This window comes from uncultured Winogradskyella sp. (assembly GCF_947498005.1).
GTDB lineage: Bacteria > Bacteroidota > Bacteroidia > Flavobacteriales > Flavobacteriaceae > Winogradskyella.
This window is the reverse complement of the sequence record NZ_CANMIW010000006.1, coordinates 85,087-108,194: the sequence shown is the minus strand read 5'-3', so window position 1 is coordinate 108,194 and position 23,108 is coordinate 85,087. Positions and strand designations below refer to the sequence as shown.

The window sequence follows — 23,108 nt, the reverse complement described above, 5'->3', positions numbered from 1 at the left end:
TATCAATCGTTTTTAATAGCGTTATATATTAATTTAGCAGTGTTCTCACTAGCACCACGACCACCAAGCTTTTGCTCTAATTCGTAATAATCTAAAAAGAGTTGCTCTCGTTTTTTAGAATCTAGAATTGTAGTTAATTCATTCTTCAATCGTTTAGTATTTAAATCACCTTGTATTAACTCAGTTACAACTTCACGATCCATAATTAAATTAACTAGTGAAATATATTTAAGCGTAATTATTCGTTTAGCAATTTGATAAGAAATGGAGCTTGCTTTATAGCAAACGACCTGCGGTACTTTAAATAATGCAGTTTCTAAAGTAGCAGTGCCCGAAGTTACTAATGCAGCAGTTGAGAGACTCAATAAATCGTATGTTTTATTAGAAATAAACTTAATGTTTTTCTTCTTTATAAAAGTTTTGTAAAAATTATAATCTTGACTTGGTGCACCTGCAATAACGAATTGATAACCTTTAAAGTCATCTACTAAACTTAACATTACACCTAGCATTTTTGTGATTTCTTGCTTTCTACTGCCAGGTAATAATGCAATTATAGGTTGTGAGCTTAATTGATGTTCTTCTCTAAATTTTTGCTCGTTTACTTGCGGTCTATCCGCAATAGCATCAATTAATGGATGACCAACAAAATTGACGTCGTAATCGTATTTTTTATAAAATGCTTTTTCAAAAGGTAGAATGCAATACATAGCATCAACATCTTGCTTTATTTTTTCCACTCTACTTGCTCTAGAAGCCCAAACCTGAGGCGAAATATAATAATGAGTTTTGTAATTAAGTGCTTTTGCCCATTTCGCAATTCTAAGGTTAAACCCAGAATTATCAATAAAAATAATAACATCTGGTTGAAATTTTTCAATATCAGACTTGCAAAATTTAATATGGCCTAAGACTTTTCTGAGGTTCAAAATCACTTCAGCAAAGCCCATAAATTGGCGCTCTTTATAATGCATTACCATTTCTCCACCAACCTGTTGCATAAGGTCGCCTCCCCAAAATCTAATTTCAGCTTGCTCGTCGCGTTCAATCAATGCTTTCATGAGATTTGATCCATGTAAATCACCAGAAGCTTCCCCAGAAATGATATAGTACTTCATTAGTTCAGAGCTATGTTTACATTAAGTATTTTTGTTCTATTACCCATTGAGTTTCCAGGTATTTAATTTTTGTATTGTGTGATGCGCAGTTAAATCAAAATGAACAGGTACTACAGAGACATAACCGTTCTCTAATGCCCATTCATCAGTATCTTCGCCTTGATCCATATTTACAAATTTTCCCGTTAACCAATAATAATCGCGTCCCATTGGGTTGGTACGTTTGTCAAATTCTTCTTTCCAATTTGCTTTAGCTTGTCTGCAAATTTTAATGCCTTTAATAGCCTTTTTTTCAAGGTTAGGTAAATTTACATTTAAAACTACGCCATCAGGTAGACCATTTTCTAATACTTCATTAGTGATTGTTTTAATAAAGGATTTTGTGTGTTCAAAATTGGCATTCCAATTAAAATCTAATAACGAAAAACCAATCGCTGGTATACCTTCAATTCCGGCTTCTAAAGCAGCACTCATTGTACCAGAATAAATAACGTTTATAGATGAGTTTGAACCATGATTAATACCAGACACACAAATATCTGGTCGTCGGTCTAAAATCTCATTAACTGCGATTTTTACACAATCTGCAGGAGTGCCAGAACAACTATATTCTGTTTGTTTACCATCGATAACCACTTTTTCAATATGAAGTGTAGAATTAATTGTAATGGCGTGTCCCATTGCGCTCTGAGGACTATCAGGAGCCACAACAACGACGTCACCAATGGTATTCATAACTGAAATTAAGGTTCTAATTCCAGGGGCAGTTATACCATCGTCATTGGTAACTAATATTAAAGGGCGTTTAGACATTTGGCATAAAGTTTTAATGAATTGTAAAAATAATAAAAAGCTACCGTTAATCGGTTATTATTAGGTTTAACAAAAAATTAGTGCGTCTATTTTTTATGGCACGATTTTTTCTTCTATTTTAGTGAAAAATTGAGCACCTACTTAATTAAGAATTAATTAAAACAAAAAGAAAATGAGAGGGAATTATAAATTTTTACTACTTGCATTGTTAATCGCATTTGCCTCATGTAGTTTTACAAGTAAAAAATTTGATGATCCAGATAAGGATAAATTACTAATACAATTGATAACCTATTTGTTAGATCAAGGACATTTTGATCCTAAAGATATAAATGATGATTTTTCTTCACACGTGTTTGATGCCTATATAGATAATATAGATCCATTTAAACGTTATTTTTATGCTTCAGACATCAAAGAATTTGAAGCTTATAGAGATAAAATTGATGATGAAATTAAAGCTTACGATTTAACATTTTTCAACCTTACGCACAACAGGTTGTTGCAGCGAATTGAGGAATCAAAAAAGATTTATGGAAATATTTTAGATAAGCCATTCGATTTTTCAATTGATGAAAGTTATTCAGCGGATTATGAGAAACTCGTATTTGTGAATAATAAGAAAGAGATGAATGAGCGTTGGAGACAGCAGCTTAAGTTCTCTACCATTGCAAATTATGATGATGCAATTGCTCAACAAGTTTTAGATTTAGAAAGTGATGAGTCAGTATCTAAATCAAAGAAATCGGAAAAAGTATTAGAATCTGATGCCAGGATAGCGACAAAAAAATCATTAGATGAACTCTACGATTATATTGAAGATAGACGACGAGAAGATTGGTTTTCTGTTTACATAAATGCAATTGTAGAAGGATTTGATCCGCATACGTTTTACTTCGCACCAGAAGATAAAGAGCGTTTTGATAGAGATATTTCTGGTAAGTTTGAGGGAATTGGTGCGAGATTACAAAAGAAGGTTGATGGTATAATGGTTAATGAAATTATTAGTGGAGGACCAGCATGGCGAGCTAATGAATTAGAAGTAGGAGACCAAATTTTAAAAGTAAAACAAGAAGATGAAGAGGAAGCTTTAAACGTTGTAGGTATGCGTTTAGATGATGCTATTAAATTTATAAAAGGCCCAAAAGGAACCATTGTAACCTTAACTTTGAAAAAGGTGGATGGAACAATTCAAGATATTTCAATAAAACGAGATATAGTGGAATTAGAAGAAACTTACGCTAAATCTTCAACTGTAGATAAAGATGGAAAGAAATTTGGGATAATAAATTTACCTAAGTTTTACATTAATTTTGAAGACTATAACAAACGAAATGCAGCCTCAGATATTAAACAAGAAATTTTAAGATTAAAAGAAGAAGGTGTTGAAGGTCTTGTAATGGATTTAAGAAATAATGGAGGCGGTTCTTTGCAAACAGTTGTAGATATTGCTGGCTTATTTATTGAAGAAGGACCTGTTGTACAAGTTAGAGAAACAGGAAGTGCAAAAGAAGTACTTAGAGATAAAGATAAATCGATTGTATGGGATGGTCCATTAGTTATACTTGTAAATGAATTGTCTGCTTCGGCTTCAGAAATTTTGGCTGCTGCAATGCAAGATTATAAAAGAGGTATTGTTATTGGAAGTAAGCAAACCTATGGAAAAGGCACTGTACAGACAGTGTTTGATCTCAACCGCATGGTAAGAAATAATACCAATGGAGATATGGGAGCATTGAAATTTACAACTCAAAAATTTTATAGAATTAATGGTGGTTCTACGCAGTTAGAAGGCGTCAAGAGTGATGTTGTAGTTCCGGACCGTTATTCATATATTGATATAGGAGAAAAGGATCAAGAAAACCCGTTACCTTGGGATAAAATAGATGCGGCAGAATACGAAGTTTGGGAAAATTATTTTGATTATGATTCTACCATCAATAAAAGTAAGGCTCGTATGGCTAATAATGAACAGTTAAAGCTTATTGATGCAAATGCACAATGGGTAAAGAAAATTAGAGACCGTGAAACGTATTCTTTAAATTATGAAGATTACAAAAAAGAAATGGAAGTCAATGAAGAAGAGGCAAAACGATTTTCTAAGTTATCTGAGTATCAAACAAATTTAACATTTAGTTCGTTACCTTACGAAATTAAGTTGATGGATGAAGACTCTGTATTGAAAGAAAAACGTGATCGTTGGCATAAGAGTTTAGCGAAAGATGTTTATGTGGAAGAAGCAATCAATGTGCTTCACGATTTAAAAATGGCATACGCTATTAAAACTGAAGTTGTAAATTCTGTAAAGAATTAATTTATAATACCTTTGAGGTAAAGCAACAATTGTAGTAATTGTTATTACAAATTAGGTTATGTAAATGGCAAATAAAAATAATTCATTATCAAGGTTAGCGCTTCAAAAGTTCAAAAAGAACTTTTGGGGCGTTTTTAGTTTAGGAATTATTGCCTGTATAGGATTCATTTCAATATTTGCCTATTTGTTTGCGCCAGATGCTTCAAAGAATGCCAACCAGATGCATTTGTCTATTCATTCTAAATCGCCAGGATTTGAAGTGCAAATGTTGACTATTCCTTCAGGTATAGAATCAGAACAAAATTTCTTTTCAAAATTATTCTTTGGTAAAACAAATACAGATACAGAAATTCCAATTCAGTCTTATAGTGTCAATGGAGATAAAATGATGTATGTAGAATATGCTTCAGATGGATTGCAAGGTTTTGAAAAGCAAATAGATGTATCAAAATTTCCAAAGTCTAATTATAAAGAATATATAGAAACTAGAAGCTTTGTTTTTGGTACTGATAAATATGGAAGGGATTATTTAAGTCGGGTATTAATCGGTTCTAGGATTTCATTTTTTATTGGTTTTGTTGCTGTTTTTATTTCATTAATCGTTGGGCTTCTATTTGGAAGTTTAGCTGGTTATTATGGAGGTAAGGTAGATGCGCTTATTATGTGGATTATTAACATTACATGGTCAATTCCGACTCTATTATTAGTTATTGCTATAACCTTAGCATTAGGTAAAGGATTTTGGCAAGTCTTTATTGCTGTTGGTTTAACCATGTGGGTTGAAGTGGCTAGAGTAGTGCGAGGACAAATTATTAGTGCTAAGGAAATGCAATATGTTACGGCAGCAAAAGCATTAGGGTATAATGACTACAGAATCATAACTAAACATATTTTGCCTAATATATTTGGGCCTTTAATTGTGATTTCTGCGGCTAATTTTGCGGCAGCTATTTTAATAGAAAGTGGATTGAGTTTTTTAGGAATTGGAGCACAGCCACCAATGGCTAGTTGGGGCGCAATGATAAAAGACCATTACAACTATATTATCTTGGGTAAGCCTTACTTGGCTTTAATTCCAGGCCTTTGTATTATGTTATTGGTAATGGCTTTTATGCTGGTAGGTAATGCTTTAAGAGATGCCTTAGATGTAAAAACTTAATGCGACTTAAGTTGTTCTATCTCATCATTAGTACCACCTATAAAACCTAAAACATCCTCTTGCCCAATGTTTTTTGAAGAAGAAGTGACAAAATATGGTGGTAATTCTTCCCATGTTTTAAGTAGTTCTTCGCAATAGTCGTTTACATGGCGTTCAATCGCTAATGGTTTTAACTTATCTGCTTTAGTGAAGATGATACCAAAAGGAATTCCACTTTCTCCTAAATACTGCATAAATTCTAAATCTATTGGCTGAGGTTTATGTCTTATATCAACTAAAACAAAAGCAGAAACGAGTTGCTGTCTTTGCTCAAAATAATTTGTAATAAATTTTTGAAATTTCTTCTTGGATGACTTAGAAACACGTGCATAGCCATAACCTGGTAAATCTACCAAGTACCAATTTTTATTAATTAAAAAATGGTTAATCAGTTGTGTTTTTCCTGGTCGTCCTGATGTTTTAGCTAAACTCTTACGGTCAGTAAGCATATTAATCAATGAAGATTTTCCAACATTACTTCGACCAATAAAGGCATATTCTGGTAGTTGGTTTTTAGGACACTTTTCTACTTCAGAATTACTAACTACAAATTCGGCTGATTTTATTTTCATAGAACTTCCGGCGAAAGCTGGAATCTTTTTTGGTTATACTTTATTTTTATTGAAGATATTTTGTCAAGTGTATTACTCTACTTGTTAGCACGAATTAAGCATGGACTTTAAAATCCACGTTTTTTCAACCACCCATTCAAAATAGTATTAAATTCTTCAGGATGTTCCATCATAGCTGCATGGCCACATTTATCAATCCAAAATAATTCAGAATCTGGTAATAATTCATCAAATTCAACTGCAACTTCAGGAGGTGTAACATTATCATTCTTTCCCCAAATAATACAAACAGGTGTATTCATTTTAGGTAAATCTTTTGCCATGTTATGTCTAATTGCACTTTTAGCAATAGCTAAAGTTTTAATCAATTTGTTTCGGTCATTTACAGTTTCGTAAACTTCATCAACAATTTCCTTTGTGGCAACAGCAGGATCGTAAAATACGTCTTGCGCTTTCTTTTTTATAACTTCGTAATCGCTTCTTTTTGTGTAGCCTCCACCCATTGCGCTCTCATATAATCCAGAACTTCCGGTTATGATAAGTGCTTTAACCTTGTTAGGGTTCAGTTTTGTATAGTATAGTCCAATGTGTCCACCTAGTGAATTTCCGAGTAAAATAACCTCGTCCAATCCTTTAAACTCAATAAATGATTTAAGATAATTGGCGAAACTTTTGACGTTAGTTTTAATTAACGACATGGTGTAAATAGGTAATTCAGGAATAATAACTTTATAACCCTTTTTACTAAAGTGTTCTGTAACAGCATCAAAATTACTAAGTCCACCCATTAATCCGTGTAACACAATAATTGGTGTGCCTTCTCCTACTTCGATATATCTATAATCCTTTTCTTTTTTTAAAAGGTGTGCCATGTACAAGTTAGTGGTTATGTGTTAAAAACAAATATAACCAAATCCTTTAGAATAAAAATAATATGCAAAAAATATCGATTTTTTATTCAAATACTTCAAGAATGAGAATTGTTAATAATTCCCACTTGTTAATGCTTTGTCAAAAGTCGAATTCATTAAGGTTGTTATAAATGAAATATTTATTAATCAAAAACTTATCAACAAATGTGGTAGATTGTGGTAAAATGTGGTGAAATTTTCAATATCTTTGATTCTTAATCGTTAAAGTGGTAAACGAAACCTTTTGAATTCATTTATAGGAACATACGAATGTAAAGCTGATGCCAAAGGAAGGCTAATGATACCTGCTGTCCTCAAAAAGCAGTTGTCATCAGCATTGCAAGATGGTTTTGTGTTGAAGCGTGCCGTTTTTCAGCCGTGTTTAGAGTTGTATCCTATGTCTGAATGGAACAAAATGATGGAGAAGATTAACAAGCTAAACCGCTTTAAGAAAAAGAACAATGATTTTATTCGACGCTTTACGGCTGGTGTTAAAATTGTTGAGGTAGATAGTACTGGGCGATTATTAATTCCGAAAGATTTAATCAGTTTTTCAGGGATAAGTAAGCAAGTGGTTTTGGCATCTGCTGTGAATATTCTTGAAATTTGGGATAAAGATAAATACGAACAGGCTATTGATGATGCGGCTTCAGATTTTGCTGATTTAGCCGAAGAGGTAATGGGACAAGACGATGAAGAAAATGGATTATCATAATGCAGTTTTACTTAAGGAAACCGTAGATGGTTTAGAAATTAAGCCAGATGGCGTTTATGTAGATGTTACGTTTGGTGGCGGAGGTCATAGTCGTGAAATCTTATCACGTTTAGGGTCTAACGGAAGATTATACGCTTTTGACCAAGATAAAGATGCACTAGAAAATACTATTGATGACGACCGTTTTGTGCTCATTAATGAGAATTTTAGATACATCAAACGATTTTTAAGGTTTTATGGTGTAAAAGAAGTTGATGGTGTTTTAGCTGATTTCGGTGTATCATCTCATCAATTTGATGTTGCGGAACGTGGTTTTTCTACAAGGTTCGAGGCAGATTTAGATATGCGAATGAATCAAGATAATCAGCTTTCGGCTTTTGAAGTCATTAATGATTACGAAGAAGAGCAAATTAAAACTGTGCTTTTGCAATATGGTGAATTAAGGCAAGCGCCTGCTATGGCGAGAGTAATTGTCGAAGCTAGAAAAGAAGGAGCTATTAAAACCAGTGAACAGTTAAAAACGGTTTTAAAGAAATTTCTAAACCATCAAAAAGAGAATAAAGTCTTGGCTCAGATTTATCAGGCGATAAGAATTGAAGTAAATCAAGAAATTGAAGTCTTAAAAGAATTACTGCTTCAAACACCAGAAATTTTAAAACCAGATGGTCGCTTAAGTTTTATATCATACCATTCTTTAGAAGATAGGTTAGTAAAACGATTTATTAGAAACGGACTTTTTGAAGGCGAGCCAGAGCGTGATGTGTTTGGGAATTTTGAAGTGCCTCTAAAAAAGGTTGGCGGATTAATAATTCCTTCAAAAGAAGAAATAAAAACAAATAATAGAGCAAGAAGTGCTAAGCTTCGAATTGCGAAAAAATTATAAAAGTTTCCTGCCTTTGTAGGAAGTAAAAATGAGAAAAAATATTTATCACATACTAAGAGGGAAATTTCTAATCAGTGATGATTCGTTTAAAAATTGGCGTATCATCATTTTAATTTCTGTCTTAGCTATAATAATGATTGCTAGTTCTCATAAGGCGGACCAGAAGGTTTATGAAATTGCAAAATTAACCAATGAGGTAAAAGAATTACGTTCTGCATTTGTAGATAAAAGAGGGAAGCTAATGCAGCTTAAAAAAGAATCTTTTGTAGAGGTAGAAATGAAAGCAAAAGGAATTGGGATTTCCTTAAACCCACCAACAAAAATAATAGTAAAGTCGCAACAAGAGCAATAATAAACAAACTTTGGCAATAACAGAGAAAAACATATTACACAGATTATATTTCGTGGCAGGCTGCTTGCTTGTGTTCGCGATTGCTGTGGTGTTTAAACTTGTGAATATTCAATTTGTTCAAGGAGACGAATACAGAGCGCTTGCTGAGAAAAGAACACTTGAGGATTTCGATATTCCTGCAAATCGTGGTAATGTATATTCTGCAGATGGTAGTTTGTTAGCAACATCTATTCCTAAATATGATATTAGGATTGATGCTATTCAGGCAAAACCAGCCACTTTCGAAAAGTATATTGGTGCTTTGGCAGATTCGCTTCATGTTTATAAAGGAAAACCTGCTTCATATTATAAAAATATCATTCGCAAAGCACGAAAAAACAAAAACAGATATTTCCTTTTAGCTCGAAACATTAGCTATTCAGATTATATAAGAATGCGAAATTTTCCTCTCTTAAATCTCGGAGCGATTAAAGGTGGTTTAATTGTAGAACAAACTACTAGACGAGAGCATCCAATGGGAGGCGTTGCGTCGCGTTCTATTGGTTATGAACGATTTGATGAAGATGGCAATGTAAGTAGAGCAGGTATTGATGGTGCTTTTGGTGTTAAATATTTAAGAGGAACGAATGGTAAGCGTCGTAAGCAAAGAATAGGAAATGGCCAATGGAAACCTATTGCAGATTACGACCAAGTAGAGCCAAAAGATGGCTATGATGTGTACACAACTATAGATGTTAATATTCAAGATATTGCACATCATTCGTTGTTAAAGCAATTAGAGTTATACGAAGCAGAACACGGTTGTGTTGTTGTTATGGATGTTAAAACTGGCGAAGTTAAAGCTATTGCTAACTTGGCTAAAACTTCAAAAGGCACCTATTACGAAAAAAGAAACTATGCGGTTTATGAAGCTCATGAGCCAGGTTCTACATTTAAAGTTATGGCGATGATGGCAGCTTTAGAAGATAAAGTAATCGACACATCAACAGTTGTAGATACAAAGAAAGGAAGAAAGAAATTTTACGGTCGTGTTATTACGGATTCTGGTAGTGGTTATGGCGAAATTTCTGCAGCTCGTGCATTGGAGGTGTCATCTAATATTGGTTTGGCGTCAATTATAGATGATAATTATGCTAAACAACCACAAAAATTTATTGACCATTTAAAAGGTTGGAAGCTAAATGATTCTCTTAATATTTCAATAATGGGAGAGGGAATACCAGATATTCCAGAACCTGGAGCTTCAAACTGGAGTAGAAACGCATTGCCTTCTATTGCGTATGGCTATAATTTAACGATTACGCCTTTGCAAACATTAACGTTTTACAATGCGATTGCAAATGATGGCGAAATGATAAAGCCACGTTTTATTAAATCGGTTAAGTCTTTTGATAAGGATATTGAAGAGTTTGAAAAAGAAGTTATCATCGATAAAATATGCTCAGATAAAACCTTGTCTGAAGTTCAAGATATATTGAAAAACGTGGTAATTCGTGGTACAGGAAAGCGTATGTATTCTGAAACATTTTCTATGGCAGGTAAAACCGGAACAGCGAGAACGGATTATGCTGATTTAGAAAAATGGTACAAAGACAAAAAATACGTATCGTCTTTTGCTGGATATTTTCCTGCAGATAACCCAAAGTATTCTTGCATTGTGGTTATACATAAACCAAGTACAAAAGTGGGTTATTATGGAGCAGATGTTTCTGGTCCTGTTTTTAAGAGAATTGCTCAAAAAATTTATACAGATACACCAATTATAGATGAAATTGAGACCCTCGATTTCAAAAATAATATAGTTAATAAAGATTTTGAAAGTTATTACGATAACGCTCAAAAATATAAGGAACTAATGCCAAGCGTAGTCGGTATGCCAGCAATGGATGCGATTGCGTTGTTAGAAAACTTACAAGTAGATGTGCGCGTAAAATTAACAGGCAGTGGTATTGTAAAGAAACAGTCTGTTGAGAAACATCAGAAATTAGAGTCTAACCAAACCATCATTTTAGAAGCATCATGATGGTATTAAAAGACATATTATACAAGGTTACAATAAACGCAGTGGTTGGTAGTACAAGCATTACGGTTAGCAAAATTGAATTCGATTCGCGTCAAATAAAAACGAATGATGTTTTTGTGGCTATTTCTGGGACGATTACAGATGGTCATAATTATATAGAAAGAGCGATTAAAGATGGAGCAACAGCCATTATTTGTGAAACATTGCCTGAAAACCTTCAAGATGACATCACATATATAGAGGTAGCAAACTCTAATCAGGCGATGGCTTTTATGGCTAATAATTTCTATGGTCAACCATCTGAAAATTTAAAACTAGTTGGTGTTACAGGGACAAATGGTAAGACAACGGTATCAAGTTTACTGTATCAACTATTTAAAAAAGCAGGATATAAAGTTGGCTTATTGTCTACAGTGAAAATTATGGTGGATAATACCACGTATAAAGCGACGCATACCACGCCAGATTCTTTAACTATCAATAAATATTTACAGCTAATGAATGATGAAGGTGTAGAATTTTGCTTCATGGAAGTTAGTTCTCACGGTATTCATCAAAGTAGAACCGAAGGCTTAAAGTTTGAAGGTGGTATTTTTACTAACCTCTCTCACGACCATTTAGATTATCACGAAACGTTTGCTGAGTACAGAGATGTAAAGAAAAAATTCTTTGACCAATTGCCAAAGGAAGCCTTTGCATTATCTAATATCGATGATAAGAATGGTTTGGTTATGTTTCAAAATACGCAAGCCAAAAAATATACTTACGCTTTAAAAAACTATGCGGATTATAGAGCTCAGATTTTAGAAAATGAATTCAGTGGTTTGTTATTAAAGTTGAATGATAGCGAATTATGGACACGTTTAATAGGAAGTTTTAACGCCTACAATATTCTGGCTATTTACGGAACCGCCGAATTATTAGGCTTAGAAAAAGATGAAATTTTAAGATTGATTAGTGAGCTTGAAAACGTAGCAGGACGCTTTCAATATTTTATTTCAGATGAAAAAATTACAGCGATTGTAGATTATGCACACACACCAGATGCTTTAAAAAACGTATTGCAGACCATAAACGATATCAGAACTAAAAACGAAGAATTAATTACGGTTATAGGTTGTGGAGGCGATAGGGATAAAACCAAGCGACCAAAAATGGCGCATATCGCTTCGGCTTTAAGTACAAAAGCCATCTTTACAAGTGATAATCCACGTAGCGAAGTGCCAGAAACGATTATAGAAGATATGGAAAAAGGCGTAGAGCCTCAAAATTTTAAGAAGACATTGTCTATAACCAATAGAAAACAAGCCATTAAAACAGCTTGCCAATTGGCAGGACCAAAAGATATTATTCTCATCGCTGGAAAAGGCCATGAGAATTACCAAGAAATTAAAGGCGAACGCTTTGATTTTGATGATTATAAAATCGTTCAAGACTATTTGAAACAATTACAATAAACAACAACCAATAATGCTGTATTACTTATTCGAATATTTAGAACAACAGTTCCAATTACCAGGAGCGTCACTTTTTGGGTTCATAACCTTTAGAGCGGCTGTGGCAATTATATTGTCGTTGTTGATTTCTACAATTTTTGGTAAGCGTATTATTCGTTTTTTACAAAGACAGCAAGTAGGCGAAACTATTAGAGATTTAGGTCTAGAAGGGCAAGTTGAGAAAGCTGGTACACCAACCATGGGTGGAATCATCATTATTCTAGCGACTTTGATTCCTGTATTGTTGTTAGCGAAGCTTGAAAATATTTATATCATCCTTTTAATCGTTACTACGCTATGGATGGGAACCATTGGGTTTATTGATGATTATATCAAGAAATTCAAAAATGATAAAGATGGCTTAAAAGGGAAATTTAAAGTTTTGGGTCAGGTTGGATTAGGGATCATAGTTGGAGCCACCTTATTCTTTCATCAAGATGTGACCTTAAAGGAGAAGTTGCCAATTGCGCAACAAAATGAAATTAGGGCTGAGAACCCAAACGTGCAAGCAACTAAGTTGTTTAAGGCAGAAGAGAAATCAACAAAAACAACGATTCCTTTTTTAAAAGACAATGAGTTTGATTATTCAGATTTAATCACATGGATAAGTCCAAGTTTAGAAAAATATACGTGGCTAGTATTTATTTTGGTTAGCATTATTATTATCACAGCAGTATCTAATGGTGCAAATCTAACAGATGGAATAGATGGACTCGCAGCAGGAACTTCGGCCATAATTGTATTGACTTTAGGGATTTTTGCTTGGGTCTCTAGTAACATCGTTTTTTCTGGTTACTTAGATATTATGTACATCCCAAGAGCTGAGGAAATCACAATTTACATTGCAGCCTTTGTTGGTGCATTGGTTGGTTTTCTTTGGTATAACACCTATCCAGCACAAGTGTTTATGGGAGATACTGGGAGTTTAACGATAGGAGGAATTATTGCGGTTATTGCTATTGCGGTTAGAAAGGAATGGTTAATTCCTATTCTATGTGGCATATTCTTAGCAGAGAATTTATCAGTCATTTTGCAAGTCAGTTATTTTAAATACACAAGAAAGAAATTTGGAGAAGGACGACGCATTTTTAAAATGTCGCCTTTACATCATCACTATCAAAAATCAGGTTATCACGAGAGTAAAATCGTGACGCGGTTTTGGATTGTAGGAATCTTACTTGCGATAATTACTATAGTGACCTTGAAAATTAGATAGATGAGTTTGTCATTCCTGCGTAGGCAGGAATCCACAATACAGAGTAGAATAAAAGTAGATTCCTGCCTACGCAGGTATGACAAAAAGGAAAGTAATGAACGAAGCAACAAATAACCAGCAGAGTAAGAAGTCCTTCCCTTCTGGGGAAGAATTCAGGAAGGGGCTTCGATTAGTAATTCTTGGTGGAGGAGAAAGTGGCGTAGGAACAGCGCTTTTAGGAAAGGCAAAAGGTTACGAGGTTTTTGTATCCGATAAAGGGAAAATTAAAGACAAGTATAAAGACGTTCTTTTAAATAATGAGATTGAATTTGAAGATGAACAACATACGGAATCAAAAATTCTGAATGCACACATCATCATGAAAAGTCCTGGTATTCCAGATAAAGTGACTTTGATAAAACAGATTCGTGAAGCTGGTATTACAGTAGTTTCAGAAATTGAATTTGCTTCAAAATTTACAGAAGCAACTTTGGTTGCAATTACAGGAAGTAATGGTAAAACCACAACGGCAACGTTAACACATCATTTGTTGCATCAAGATTTAGATGTTGGTTTAGCTGGAAATATTGGCGACAGTTTCGCGAAGCAAATTTTAGAAAAAAGTCATGAGAACTACGTGTTGGAGATTAGTAGTTTTCAATTGGATGATATCATCGATTTTAAACCAAAAATTGCGATTCTAACGAATATCACACCGGACCATTTAGATAGATACGATTATAAGTTTGAAAACTATATCGCTTCAAAATTTAGAGTGGTAGAAAATCAAACAGAAGATGATTATTTCATTTACGATGCAGATGATGACGTTATTTTAGAATACATGAAAACGCATCAAATTCAATCAAAAAAACTGCCTTTTTCATTAACGCGAGTTATGGAGCAAGGCGCATATTTAGACAATAACAATATAATAATAACAATAGATAATAATAAAATCACTATGCCAACAGAAAATTTAGCACTAGAAGGAAAACACAATGTGAAGAATGCAATGGCAGCTTCTACTGTGGCACATTTACTTAAAATTAGAAAGCAAACTATACGTGAGAGTTTAGAGAATTTTCAGGGTGTAGAGCATCGTTTAGAAAATGTTCTAAAAATTAATAAGGTGCAATACATTAATGACTCTAAAGCTACGAATGTAAATGCTACTTATTTTGCTTTAGAAAGTATGGATGCACCAACGGTTTGGATTGTTGGAGGCGTAGATAAAGGTAACGACTATAAAGAGTTGTTTCCGTTTGTAAATGAAAAAGTAAAAGCGATTATTTGTTTAGGTACAGATAATGCTAAGCTTATGGATGCATTTGGGAAAATGGTCGATGTTATTATTGAAACGGAGTATATGAGTGAAGCTGTGAAAATAGCATACAAATTGGCTGATGCTGGAGATAATGTGTTGTTGTCGCCTGCGTGTGCTAGTTTTGATTTGTTCGAAAATTATGAAGACAGAGGTCGTCAATTTAAAAATGCGGTTAGAAATTTATAAAATGTAGTCATTCCTGCGAACGCAGGAATCCAGAATAAGGTAAACAATTAGATTCCTGCCTACGCAGGAAAGACAAAGCGGAAAATGCAAAACATATTCAAACAAATAAAAGGAGATAAAGCCATTTGGGCTATAGTCGCGTTGTTGGCTATATTCTCATTTATGCCTGTTTATAGTGCTGCAAGTAACTTAGCTAATGCTGGGCATACCAATACATTTTCCTTGTTGGTTAAACATTTTATGCACTTGTTGTTGGGCTTTGTTATAATGTTTGGGGTACATAAGGTGCCTTACAAATATTTCCGTGGCTTGTCTATGGTAATGATTCCTATTGTTTTTGTTTTGTTATTAATAACAATGCTTCAAGGCACTACTATTGATGGTGCAAATGCAAGTCGTTGGATTCAGATTCCTATAGTGAATATGTCTTTTCAAACATCAACGTTAGCCTCTGTGGTATTGATGGTGTATGTGGCAAGATATTTGTCTAAAATAAGAGACAAAGAGATTAAATTTAAGGAAACTATTTTACCACTTTGGACACCAATCTTTCTGATTCTAATTTTAATACTTCCTGCTAATTTTTCAACAACAGCAATCATATTTACAATGATTATGATGTTGGCATTTATTGGTGGTTATCCATTAAAATATTTGGCGTTAATGATAGTATCTGGTATTGCAGCCTTAACTATTTTTATATTGGTAGCAAAAGCATTCCCGGAAGCTATGCCAAATAGAGTAGACACGTGGATGAGTAGAATTGAAAATTTTACAAACGGAGAAGACACGGAAGCGGATTACCAAATTGAAAAAGCAAAAATTGCTATTGCAACAGGCGAAATTAGAGGGTTAGGACCAGGAAAAAGTATTCAAAAGAATTTTTTACCGCAGTCATCGTCTGATTTTATTTTTGCTATTATTATTGAAGAATATGGTTTGTTGGGAGGTGTGTTTATTCTCGTTTTATATTTATGGTTTTTATTTAGAATAGTGGTTGTAAGCCATAAGTCTGATACCATATTCGGACAATTATTAGTCTTAGGTGTTGGGTTGCCAATCGTTTTTCAAGCCTTAATTAATATGGCAGTTGCTGTGGAGTTATTCCCAGTAACTGGTCAGACCTTGCCATTAATTAGTAGTGGTGGAACATCAATTTGGATGACCTGTATGGCAATTGGAATTATTCTTAGTGTTAGTGCTAAACGCGAAGAGCTAAAAGAACAAGAAGAAGCAGAAGATAATCCATTAGCCATTTTAAGCGAAGCGATTTAGATACACAGAAAAGAGGTTAGTAAAGAGAGTTAAGAATAAAGAAATAAGACAAAAGACTAAAAAAATAGAAATTAAAATTTGAAGCCATATAAATTCATATTGTCAGGAGGTGGGACAGGAGGACATATTTATCCTGCGGTTGCAATTGCGGACGAGTTAAAGTCGCGCTATCCAGATGCTGAGTTCCTTTTTGTAGGTGCTTCAGATAGAATGGAAATGGATAAAGTGCCACAAGCTGGTTATAAAATTGAAGGGTTGTGGATTTCTGGAATTCAAAGAAAATTAACCTTAAAGAATTTAGCCTTTCCATTTAAATTGATTTCAAGTCTTTTAAAATCTCGAAAAATCATAAAGCAATTCAAGCCAGATGCTGTTATCGGAACAGGTGGCTTTGCAAGTGGTCCTTTGTTACAAGTGGCATCGTCAAAAGGGATTCCGAGTTTAATTCAAGAGCAAAATTCATTTCCTGGTATCACAAATAAGTTACTAGGAAAAAAAGTGAATACCATTTGTGTGGCTTATGATGGTTTAGAACGATTTTTTCCGAAGGAAAAAGTAAAGCTTACAGGAAATCCCATTCGTAAGGATTTGTTAGAAGTAAAAAATAAACAGATAGAAGGTAAAGATGCCTTTACGTTAAAGCATAATAAAAAAACACTTTTAGTTTTAGGTGGAAGTTTAGGGGCAAGACGTATCAATCAATTAATTGAAGCTAATATTGAGTTTTTTGAAACACAAGATATCCAAGTGATATGGCAATGCGGAAAATTGTATTACAATCAGTATAAACAATACAATGATTTAGATAGAGTGCAAGTACATGCGTTTTTAAATCAAATGGATTTGGCTTATGCAGCTGCAGATGTTATAATTTCTAGAGCAGGAGCAATTTCGGTTTCAGAATTATGCATTGTTGGTAAGCCTGTCATTTTTATTCCGTCGCCAAATGTGGCAGAAGACCATCAGACAAAAAATGCAAAGTCGGTTGCAGATAAAGGCGCAGCGATTTTAATACGAGAAAAAGATTTAGATGCTGATTTTCAAAATGAATTTTCTGCATTGATTTCAAACGAAGACAAACAAAAAGAATTAAGTAAACATATTGAAGCCTTAGCATTAGTTAATGCCACAAATGATATTGTGGATGAGGTGGAAAAATTATTAAATGGCCCATCTTAATCTTCCCTAAGGGAAGAAACTGAGACGCGTCAAAATGTAAGAGTCAAAAATAGGAATTATAAGAATGAACATGGATAACGAACATATTAGCAACCGTGAAAAAGCCCTTCCTAATGGGAAGGGTTTGGGATGGGCTTCTAGTGTTTATTTCATTGGCATAGGAGGCATCGGAATGAGTGCGATTGCGCGCTATTTTGTGGCTAACGGTAAGCAAGTAGCTGGTTATGACAAAACACCAAGTGAAATCACTAAGGCGCTTGAAGCTTTAGGTGTTCAGATTCATTTTGAAGATAACATAGAACACATTGATTCAGAATTTTTAAATCCTGAAAACACATTGGTGGTTTATACACCTGCGATTCCTAAAAGTCATTCGGAATTTAATTATTTTAAAGATAATGGTTTCAGTGTTTTAAAACGTTCAGCAGTTTTAGGTGAAATCACAAAGCAAACCGTTTGTTTGGCAGTTGCTGGTACGCATGGTAAAACAACAACGACAAGTATTTTAGGTCATTTATTAAATACATGTAATGTACCTGTTACGGCTTTTTTAGGTGGCATTAGTGAGAATTATAATTCTAATTTAATTCTTAACGGAACAAACGTTACAGTTGTGGAGGCAGATGAATTTGACCGTTCGTTTTTAACCTTATCGCCAGATTTGGCATGCATCACGTCAATGGATGCAGACCATTTAGATATTTACGGAAATGCAGAAGAGCTCGTAAAAACGTTTAAAGATTTTACAGATTGTATAAAGCCTAACGGAAAGCTGTTTGTAAAAAATGGATTGCCGTTAAATGGCATTACTTATGGTATTGAAGATGATTCAGATTATAGTGCTCAGAACATTTCAATAGAAAATGGCAGCTATATTTTTGATGTAAAAACACCAAAAGGCATTCAAAAAGGTTTCAAATTTAGTTTGCCAGGAAGGCACAATTTATCTAATGCCATTATTGCATTAGCTATGGCTGTTGAGTATGGTTGTTCTTATAACGATTTGGCTATAGGCTTAGAAACTTATAAGGGTGTAAAACGCAGATTTACATATCAGATAAAAACCAGTGATTTTGTTTTTATAGATGATTATGCGCATCATCCTGAAGAAATTAAAGCAGTGCATCAAGCGGTAAGAGAAATGTATCCAGGTAAAAAGGTGTTGGCAGTTTTTCAACCGCATTTATTCAGCAGAACACAAGATTTTGTAGATGGATTTGCAGAAAGTCTTTCAAAATTCGATGAATTATTGTTGTTAGATATTTATCCTGCAAGAGAATTACCAATTGAAGGTATAACCTCAAAATGGCTTTTAGAAAAGATTGAAAACTCGAATAAAAAACTAATTCAAAAATCAGAAATAATTAATGAAATTAATAAATCTGATGCTCAAGTTGTGTTAACTATTGGAGCAGGAGATATAGGAGCTGAAGTTAAACATATAAAAGAAGCGTTCTATGTTGAAAATTAATTACAACTACATAAAAATCATTGTATTAATTCTGTTGGTTGGTTTTTTGTTTGCGTTTTCAAATCAAAGAAATAAGAATAGAATTGTTGGAGAACCAAGTATAAAATTCTTGGGCGAAAACAAATTATTTATAACAGAATCGAATGTTAGTAAATTGTTAATACAAAATTTAGAACCTGTTTCAAAGCAGCCTAAAGATATTATAGATTTGAATGAATTAGAATCTGCCCTGAAATCTAATCCAATGATCAAGCAGGCGGAAGTGTTTATGTCAGTAAATGGTACACTTTCAGCCGAAATTGAACAGAAACGACCTATCGCAAGAGTGAACACAAATGCGTCTTATTATATAGATGATGAAGGTGGATTTATGCCTCTGTCTTATAATTACGCTGCAAGAGTGCCACTTGTTACTGGAAATATTAAGAAAAATAAGCTTCAAACTGTCTTTCAATTTGCAAAAATTGTAGATGAAGATGATTTCTTAAAGAAACATGTCATTGAGATTCGTCAAAACGACGATAATACAATCGATTTTAAAATTCGAAAAAGTGATTTTACTGTTCATATAGGAACTTTAAATCAACTCGAAAAAAAGATAAACAATTTTAAAGCGTTTTACCAAAAGGCTTTTAAAGACCAAATTTTAGATAGGTATTCAGTAGTGAATTTAAAATTTGATAAACAAGTGATTTGCACCAAAAAGTAAACTATGGACAAACAAAACATTTCGGTAGGTCTAGATATAGGAACCACAAAAATTGTGGCCATGATTGGTCGTAAAAACGAGTATGATAAAGTTGAGATTTTAGGCTTAGGTAAGGCTAAAAGTATGGGAGTGCATCGTGGTGTGGTAAATAATATTACCCAAACGATTCAGTCTATACAACAAGCGGTTCAAGAGGCTGAAGCAGCAGCTGCAGAGAAAATTGAAGAAGTAACGGTTGGTATTGCTGGTCAGCATATACGTAGTTTACAACATAGCGATTACATAACGCGTCCAAATTCTGATATCGTTATTGATGAAGATGATATTGATCGTTTAATCAATCAGGTGCACAAATTAGTAATGCTTCCAGGTGAAGAAATTATTCATGTATTACCTCAAGAATTTAAGATTGATGGTCAAGCCGAAATTACAGAACCAATAGGGATGTACGGTGGACGATTAGAAGCTAATTTTCACGTGGTTGTAGGTCAAGTATCATCTATCAGAAATATAGGAAGATGTATTAAAAGTTCTGGTTTAGAATTAGAAGGCATCACTTTAGAACCTTTAGCGTCTGCAAATGCAGTGTTAAGCAGAGAAGAAAAAGAAGCTGGTGTAGCATTAATTGATATAGGAGGTGGAACAACGGATTTGGCTGTTTTTAAAGATGGTATTATTCGTCATACAGCTGTAATTCCTTTTGGTGGAAATGTAATTACTGAAGATATCAAAGAAGGCTGTTCAATAATCGAAAAACAAGCTGAGCTTTTAAAAGTGAAGTTTGGGTCAGCATGGCCAGGAGAAAATAAGGATAATGAGATTGTATCTATTCCTGGATTAAGAGGAAGAGAGCCAAAAGAGATCACATTAAAGAATTTGTCTAAAATTATCCACGCTAGAGTTGTGGAAATTATTGAGCAAGTTTTTGTTGAAATAAAAAATTACGGTCACGAGGAGCAAAAGAAAAAACTTATTGGTGGTATTGTTTTAACTGGTGGAGGAAGCCAATTAAAGCACCTAAAGCAATTAGTAGAATATATTACAGGTATGGATACTAGAATTGGCTATCCAAATGAGCATTTAGCAGGCGATAGTGATGAAGATATAGCAAGTCCACTTTATGCAACAGCTGTAGGTTTAGTGATGGACGGTTTAAAACGTCAAGAACGTAAAAAAGCAGAAGCAATAGAAGAAGAGTTGATTATTGAGAATATAGCAGAAGAAGTAGAGGAACCAGAGGTTGAAGTTAAACCAGAGGAACCAACAAGAGAGCGTCGTTCATTCTTAGATAAATTAACAGAACGCGTAAAAGATTTTTTGGATAATGCGGAATAAGCGCATTCAAATTATCTAATACAGTATTAAAATAAAATTGAAAACCCATAATTACAATTAAAATGAGTAACAGCAACGAATTTGGAAACATTTCATTTGATTTGCCAAAACATCAATCTAATGTCATCAAGGTAATTGGTGTCGGAGGAGGTGGAAGCAACGCCATCAATCACATGTTTCAGCAAGGTATTAAAGGTGTTGATTTTGTAATCTGTAACACAGATTCACAAGCACTTCAAAACAGTGGAGTTCCTAACAAAATTCAATTAGGTGTAGCTTTAACAGAAGGATTAGGTGCAGGTGCCAACCCAGATGTTGGAGAAGAGGCAGCTATTGAAAGTTTAGAAGATATCCGTAGAATGTTAGATACTAATACTAAAATGGTATTTATCACTGCAGGAATGGGTGGAGGAACAGGAACAGGTGCTGCGCCAATTATTGCAAAAATGGCTAAAGAGTTAGATATTCTTACGGTCGGTATTGTAACAATGCCGTTTCAGTTTGAAGGAAAAATGCGTAATGCACAAGCACAACGTGGTATTGAGAAATTACGTTCTCATGTAGATTCTTTAGTGGTTATAAATAACAATAAGCTTCGTGAAGTCTATGGAAACCTTGGGTTTAAAGCTGGTTTCTCTAAAGCAGATGAAGTATTATCTACAGCATCTCGCGGAATAGCAGAAGTTATAACACATCACTACACACAGAATATTGATTTACGTGATGCTAAAACGGTATTAAGTAATAGTGGTACAGCAATAATGGGTTCTGCTACAGCGTCTGGACAAACCAGAGCACAAGAAGCTATTATGAGTGCTTTAGATTCGCCATTACTCAACGATAATAAAATCACAGGAGCTAAAAACGTATTGTTGCTAATCGTTTCTGGTTCTCAAGAAATTACAATTGATGAGATTGGAGAAATTAATGATCATATTCAAACTGAAGCTGGATTTGGAGCTAACATAATTATGGGTGTTGGTGAAGATGAAGAGTTACAAGAATCTATTTCTGTAACTATTATTGCTACGGGTTTTGATTTAGATCAGCAAAATGAAATTTCTAATACAGAGACTAAAAAAGTAATTCATGCGTTAGGGGAAACCACTGAAACCAATGTTCCAGACAAGGAGCCAGCAATTGTAACACCAGATATTGTTTTAGAAGTAGAAAAACCAGAACCTGTTGTTCGTCATACTTTAGAAGAAGATGTAGAGGAGGTTAAAGTTGTAAATAAAGTTGAAAATAATAGTGGTACTAACTTAATTGAAACTACAGATATTATTAAAAATATAAATGTTGTTTACGATGAGGTTTTAGATGCTAAACCAGAGATCATTGAGCCAGTAGCTGTAATTGAACCAGAACCAACAATAGAGCCAGAAGATTTTATTATTACGCCAATTGTAAACAAAGCGGAAAGAATAGAAGAAACCTCAGAAGAACAAATTACGTTTTCTTTTGATTTGCCGTTAGCGAACAAAAAAACTGAAGTAGAAGCTGAAGAGCCAAAAGCTGAGGAAGAAAAAATGTTTTTTAGTTTAGAAGAAGAAGTAAAAGATATAGATGTTAAGGAGCCGGTTGAAGTTATTTCTGTAGCGGAAGTCAACGAGCAAGGTGAAAAGCGTTATGCTTTAGATGATTTTGAAACATTTGAATCGTCTATTAATACAAAAAACGAAAGAACCGAAGTAAAGGAGGAGATTGTTTTTGAGAAGAAAACGCTTCATATAAATGAGCCTAAAGAAATTACTGAGGAAGAGATTGATCCTATGAACAGTCCTATCTCAGATTTATTAATAGCTCGTGCTGATGATCGTAGAAGAAGTATGAAAGATTTCAACTATAAATTTAATAAAGCTAAAATAGATGAGATTGAAAAAGAACCTGCTTACAAAAGACAAGGTGTAAATTTAGAAGATGCGCAGCATTCTTCTGAAACTAAAGCTTCTAGAATGTCAGTAGGAACGGATGAAAATGACGATATTCAATTAAGAAGTAATAATTCATTTTTACATGATAACGTAGATTAATAG

19 protein-coding genes are annotated in these 23,108 nt (G+C 33.9%); 15 read left to right on the top strand and 4 right to left on the bottom strand.

Annotation, left to right across the window (positions count from 1 at the left end):
* Positions 1–2: 2 nt before the first annotated feature.
* Together lpxB and surE are read right to left on the bottom strand one after the other, a co-directional pair.
* Positions 3–1,118, bottom strand: a complete 1,116-nt coding sequence (lpxB, locus tag Q0891_RS12035) for a lipid-A-disaccharide synthase (protein WP_299101912.1) — start codon at positions 1,116–1,118, stop codon at positions 3–5.
* A gap of 39 nt (positions 1,119–1,157) precedes the next feature.
* On the bottom strand, positions 1,158–1,931 hold the full coding sequence (gene surE / locus Q0891_RS12030; RefSeq protein WP_299101910.1) for a 5'/3'-nucleotidase SurE: 774 nt from the start codon (positions 1,929–1,931) through the stop codon (positions 1,158–1,160).
* Positions 1,932–2,103: 172 nt separating this feature from the next.
* On the opposite strand from surE, the gene Q0891_RS12025 reads away from it, so the two are divergent.
* Positions 2,104–4,245, top strand: coding sequence for a carboxy terminal-processing peptidase (locus Q0891_RS12025; protein ID WP_299101908.1), 2,142 nt, complete (start codon positions 2,104–2,106; stop codon positions 4,243–4,245).
* A 64-nt stretch (positions 4,246–4,309) separates the two neighbouring features.
* Positions 4,310–5,404, top strand: a complete 1,095-nt coding sequence (locus Q0891_RS12020) for an ABC transporter permease (RefSeq protein WP_299101906.1) — start codon at positions 4,310–4,312, stop codon at positions 5,402–5,404.
* Here Q0891_RS12020 and yihA read toward each other — a convergent pair.
* Both yihA and Q0891_RS12010 read right to left on the bottom strand, forming a co-directional pair.
* Positions 5,401–6,015 (bottom strand): ribosome biogenesis GTP-binding protein YihA/YsxC, encoded by a 615-nt coding sequence (gene yihA / locus Q0891_RS12015; RefSeq protein WP_299101903.1) that lies wholly within the window; start codon positions 6,013–6,015, stop codon positions 5,401–5,403. The genes Q0891_RS12020 and yihA overlap by 4 nt on opposite strands.
* A 107-nt stretch (positions 6,016–6,122) precedes the next feature.
* Complete coding sequence (locus tag Q0891_RS12010) at positions 6,123–6,887, bottom strand: alpha/beta hydrolase (protein WP_299101901.1); 765 nt, start codon at positions 6,885–6,887, stop codon at positions 6,123–6,125.
* Between the two features lie 283 nt (positions 6,888–7,170).
* Between Q0891_RS12010 and mraZ the strand changes: the two genes are divergently transcribed.
* The 13 genes from mraZ to ftsZ all read left to right on the top strand — a co-directional run bounded on the left by mraZ (position 7,171) and on the right by ftsZ (position 23,105).
* Entirely contained in the window at positions 7,171–7,641 is a 471-nt protein-coding gene (gene mraZ / locus Q0891_RS12005) for a division/cell wall cluster transcriptional repressor MraZ (RefSeq protein WP_299101899.1), read from the top strand.
* A complete protein-coding gene (gene rsmH / locus Q0891_RS12000; RefSeq protein ID WP_299101897.1) occupies positions 7,628–8,524 on the top strand; it encodes a 16S rRNA (cytosine(1402)-N(4))-methyltransferase RsmH in 897 nt (298 codons plus the stop codon). The genes mraZ and rsmH overlap by 14 nt, the downstream gene beginning before the upstream one ends.
* 28 nt (positions 8,525–8,552) lie before the next feature.
* Positions 8,553–8,876, top strand: a complete 324-nt coding sequence (locus tag Q0891_RS11995) for an FtsL-like putative cell division protein (RefSeq protein WP_173299361.1) — start codon at positions 8,553–8,555, stop codon at positions 8,874–8,876.
* A gap of 10 nt (positions 8,877–8,886) precedes the next feature.
* Complete coding sequence (locus Q0891_RS11990; protein WP_299101895.1) at positions 8,887–10,899, top strand: penicillin-binding protein; 2,013 nt, start codon at positions 8,887–8,889, stop codon at positions 10,897–10,899.
* Complete coding sequence (locus tag Q0891_RS11985) at positions 10,896–12,356, top strand: UDP-N-acetylmuramoyl-L-alanyl-D-glutamate--2,6-diaminopimelate ligase (protein ID WP_299101893.1); 1,461 nt, start codon at positions 10,896–10,898, stop codon at positions 12,354–12,356. The genes Q0891_RS11990 and Q0891_RS11985 overlap by 4 nt, the downstream gene beginning before the upstream one ends.
* Positions 12,357–12,369: 13 nt before the next feature.
* A complete protein-coding gene (gene mraY / locus Q0891_RS11980; RefSeq protein WP_299101891.1) occupies positions 12,370–13,611 on the top strand; it encodes a phospho-N-acetylmuramoyl-pentapeptide-transferase in 1,242 nt (413 codons plus the stop codon).
* A gap of 94 nt (positions 13,612–13,705) precedes the next feature.
* A complete protein-coding gene (gene murD / locus Q0891_RS11975; protein WP_299101888.1) occupies positions 13,706–15,103 on the top strand; it encodes a UDP-N-acetylmuramoyl-L-alanine--D-glutamate ligase in 1,398 nt (465 codons plus the stop codon).
* Positions 15,104–15,187: 84 nt separating this feature from the next.
* Positions 15,188–16,378, top strand: coding sequence for an FtsW/RodA/SpoVE family cell cycle protein (locus Q0891_RS11970; RefSeq protein ID WP_299101886.1), 1,191 nt, complete (start codon positions 15,188–15,190; stop codon positions 16,376–16,378).
* A 78-nt stretch (positions 16,379–16,456) separates the two neighbouring features.
* Positions 16,457–17,557, top strand: a complete 1,101-nt coding sequence (gene murG / locus Q0891_RS11965; protein WP_299101883.1) for an undecaprenyldiphospho-muramoylpentapeptide beta-N-acetylglucosaminyltransferase — start codon at positions 16,457–16,459, stop codon at positions 17,555–17,557.
* A gap of 64 nt (positions 17,558–17,621) precedes the next feature.
* The gene (murC, locus tag Q0891_RS11960; RefSeq protein WP_299101881.1) at positions 17,622–19,028 is read left to right on the top strand and encodes a UDP-N-acetylmuramate--L-alanine ligase; all 1,407 of its coding nucleotides are present in this window, start codon (positions 17,622–17,624) and stop codon (positions 19,026–19,028) included.
* Positions 19,015–19,737 (top strand): cell division protein FtsQ/DivIB, encoded by a 723-nt coding sequence (locus Q0891_RS11955; protein WP_367179571.1) that lies wholly within the window; start codon positions 19,015–19,017, stop codon positions 19,735–19,737. The genes murC and Q0891_RS11955 overlap by 14 nt, the downstream gene beginning before the upstream one ends.
* Positions 19,738–19,740: 3 nt before the next feature.
* Positions 19,741–21,072, top strand: coding sequence for a cell division protein FtsA (gene ftsA, locus Q0891_RS11950; protein WP_299101879.1), 1,332 nt, complete (start codon positions 19,741–19,743; stop codon positions 21,070–21,072).
* 62 nt (positions 21,073–21,134) lie between these two features.
* Entirely contained in the window at positions 21,135–23,105 is a 1,971-nt protein-coding gene (ftsZ, locus tag Q0891_RS11945) for a cell division protein FtsZ (RefSeq protein ID WP_299101877.1), read from the top strand.
* Positions 23,106–23,108 lie beyond the last annotated feature (3 nt).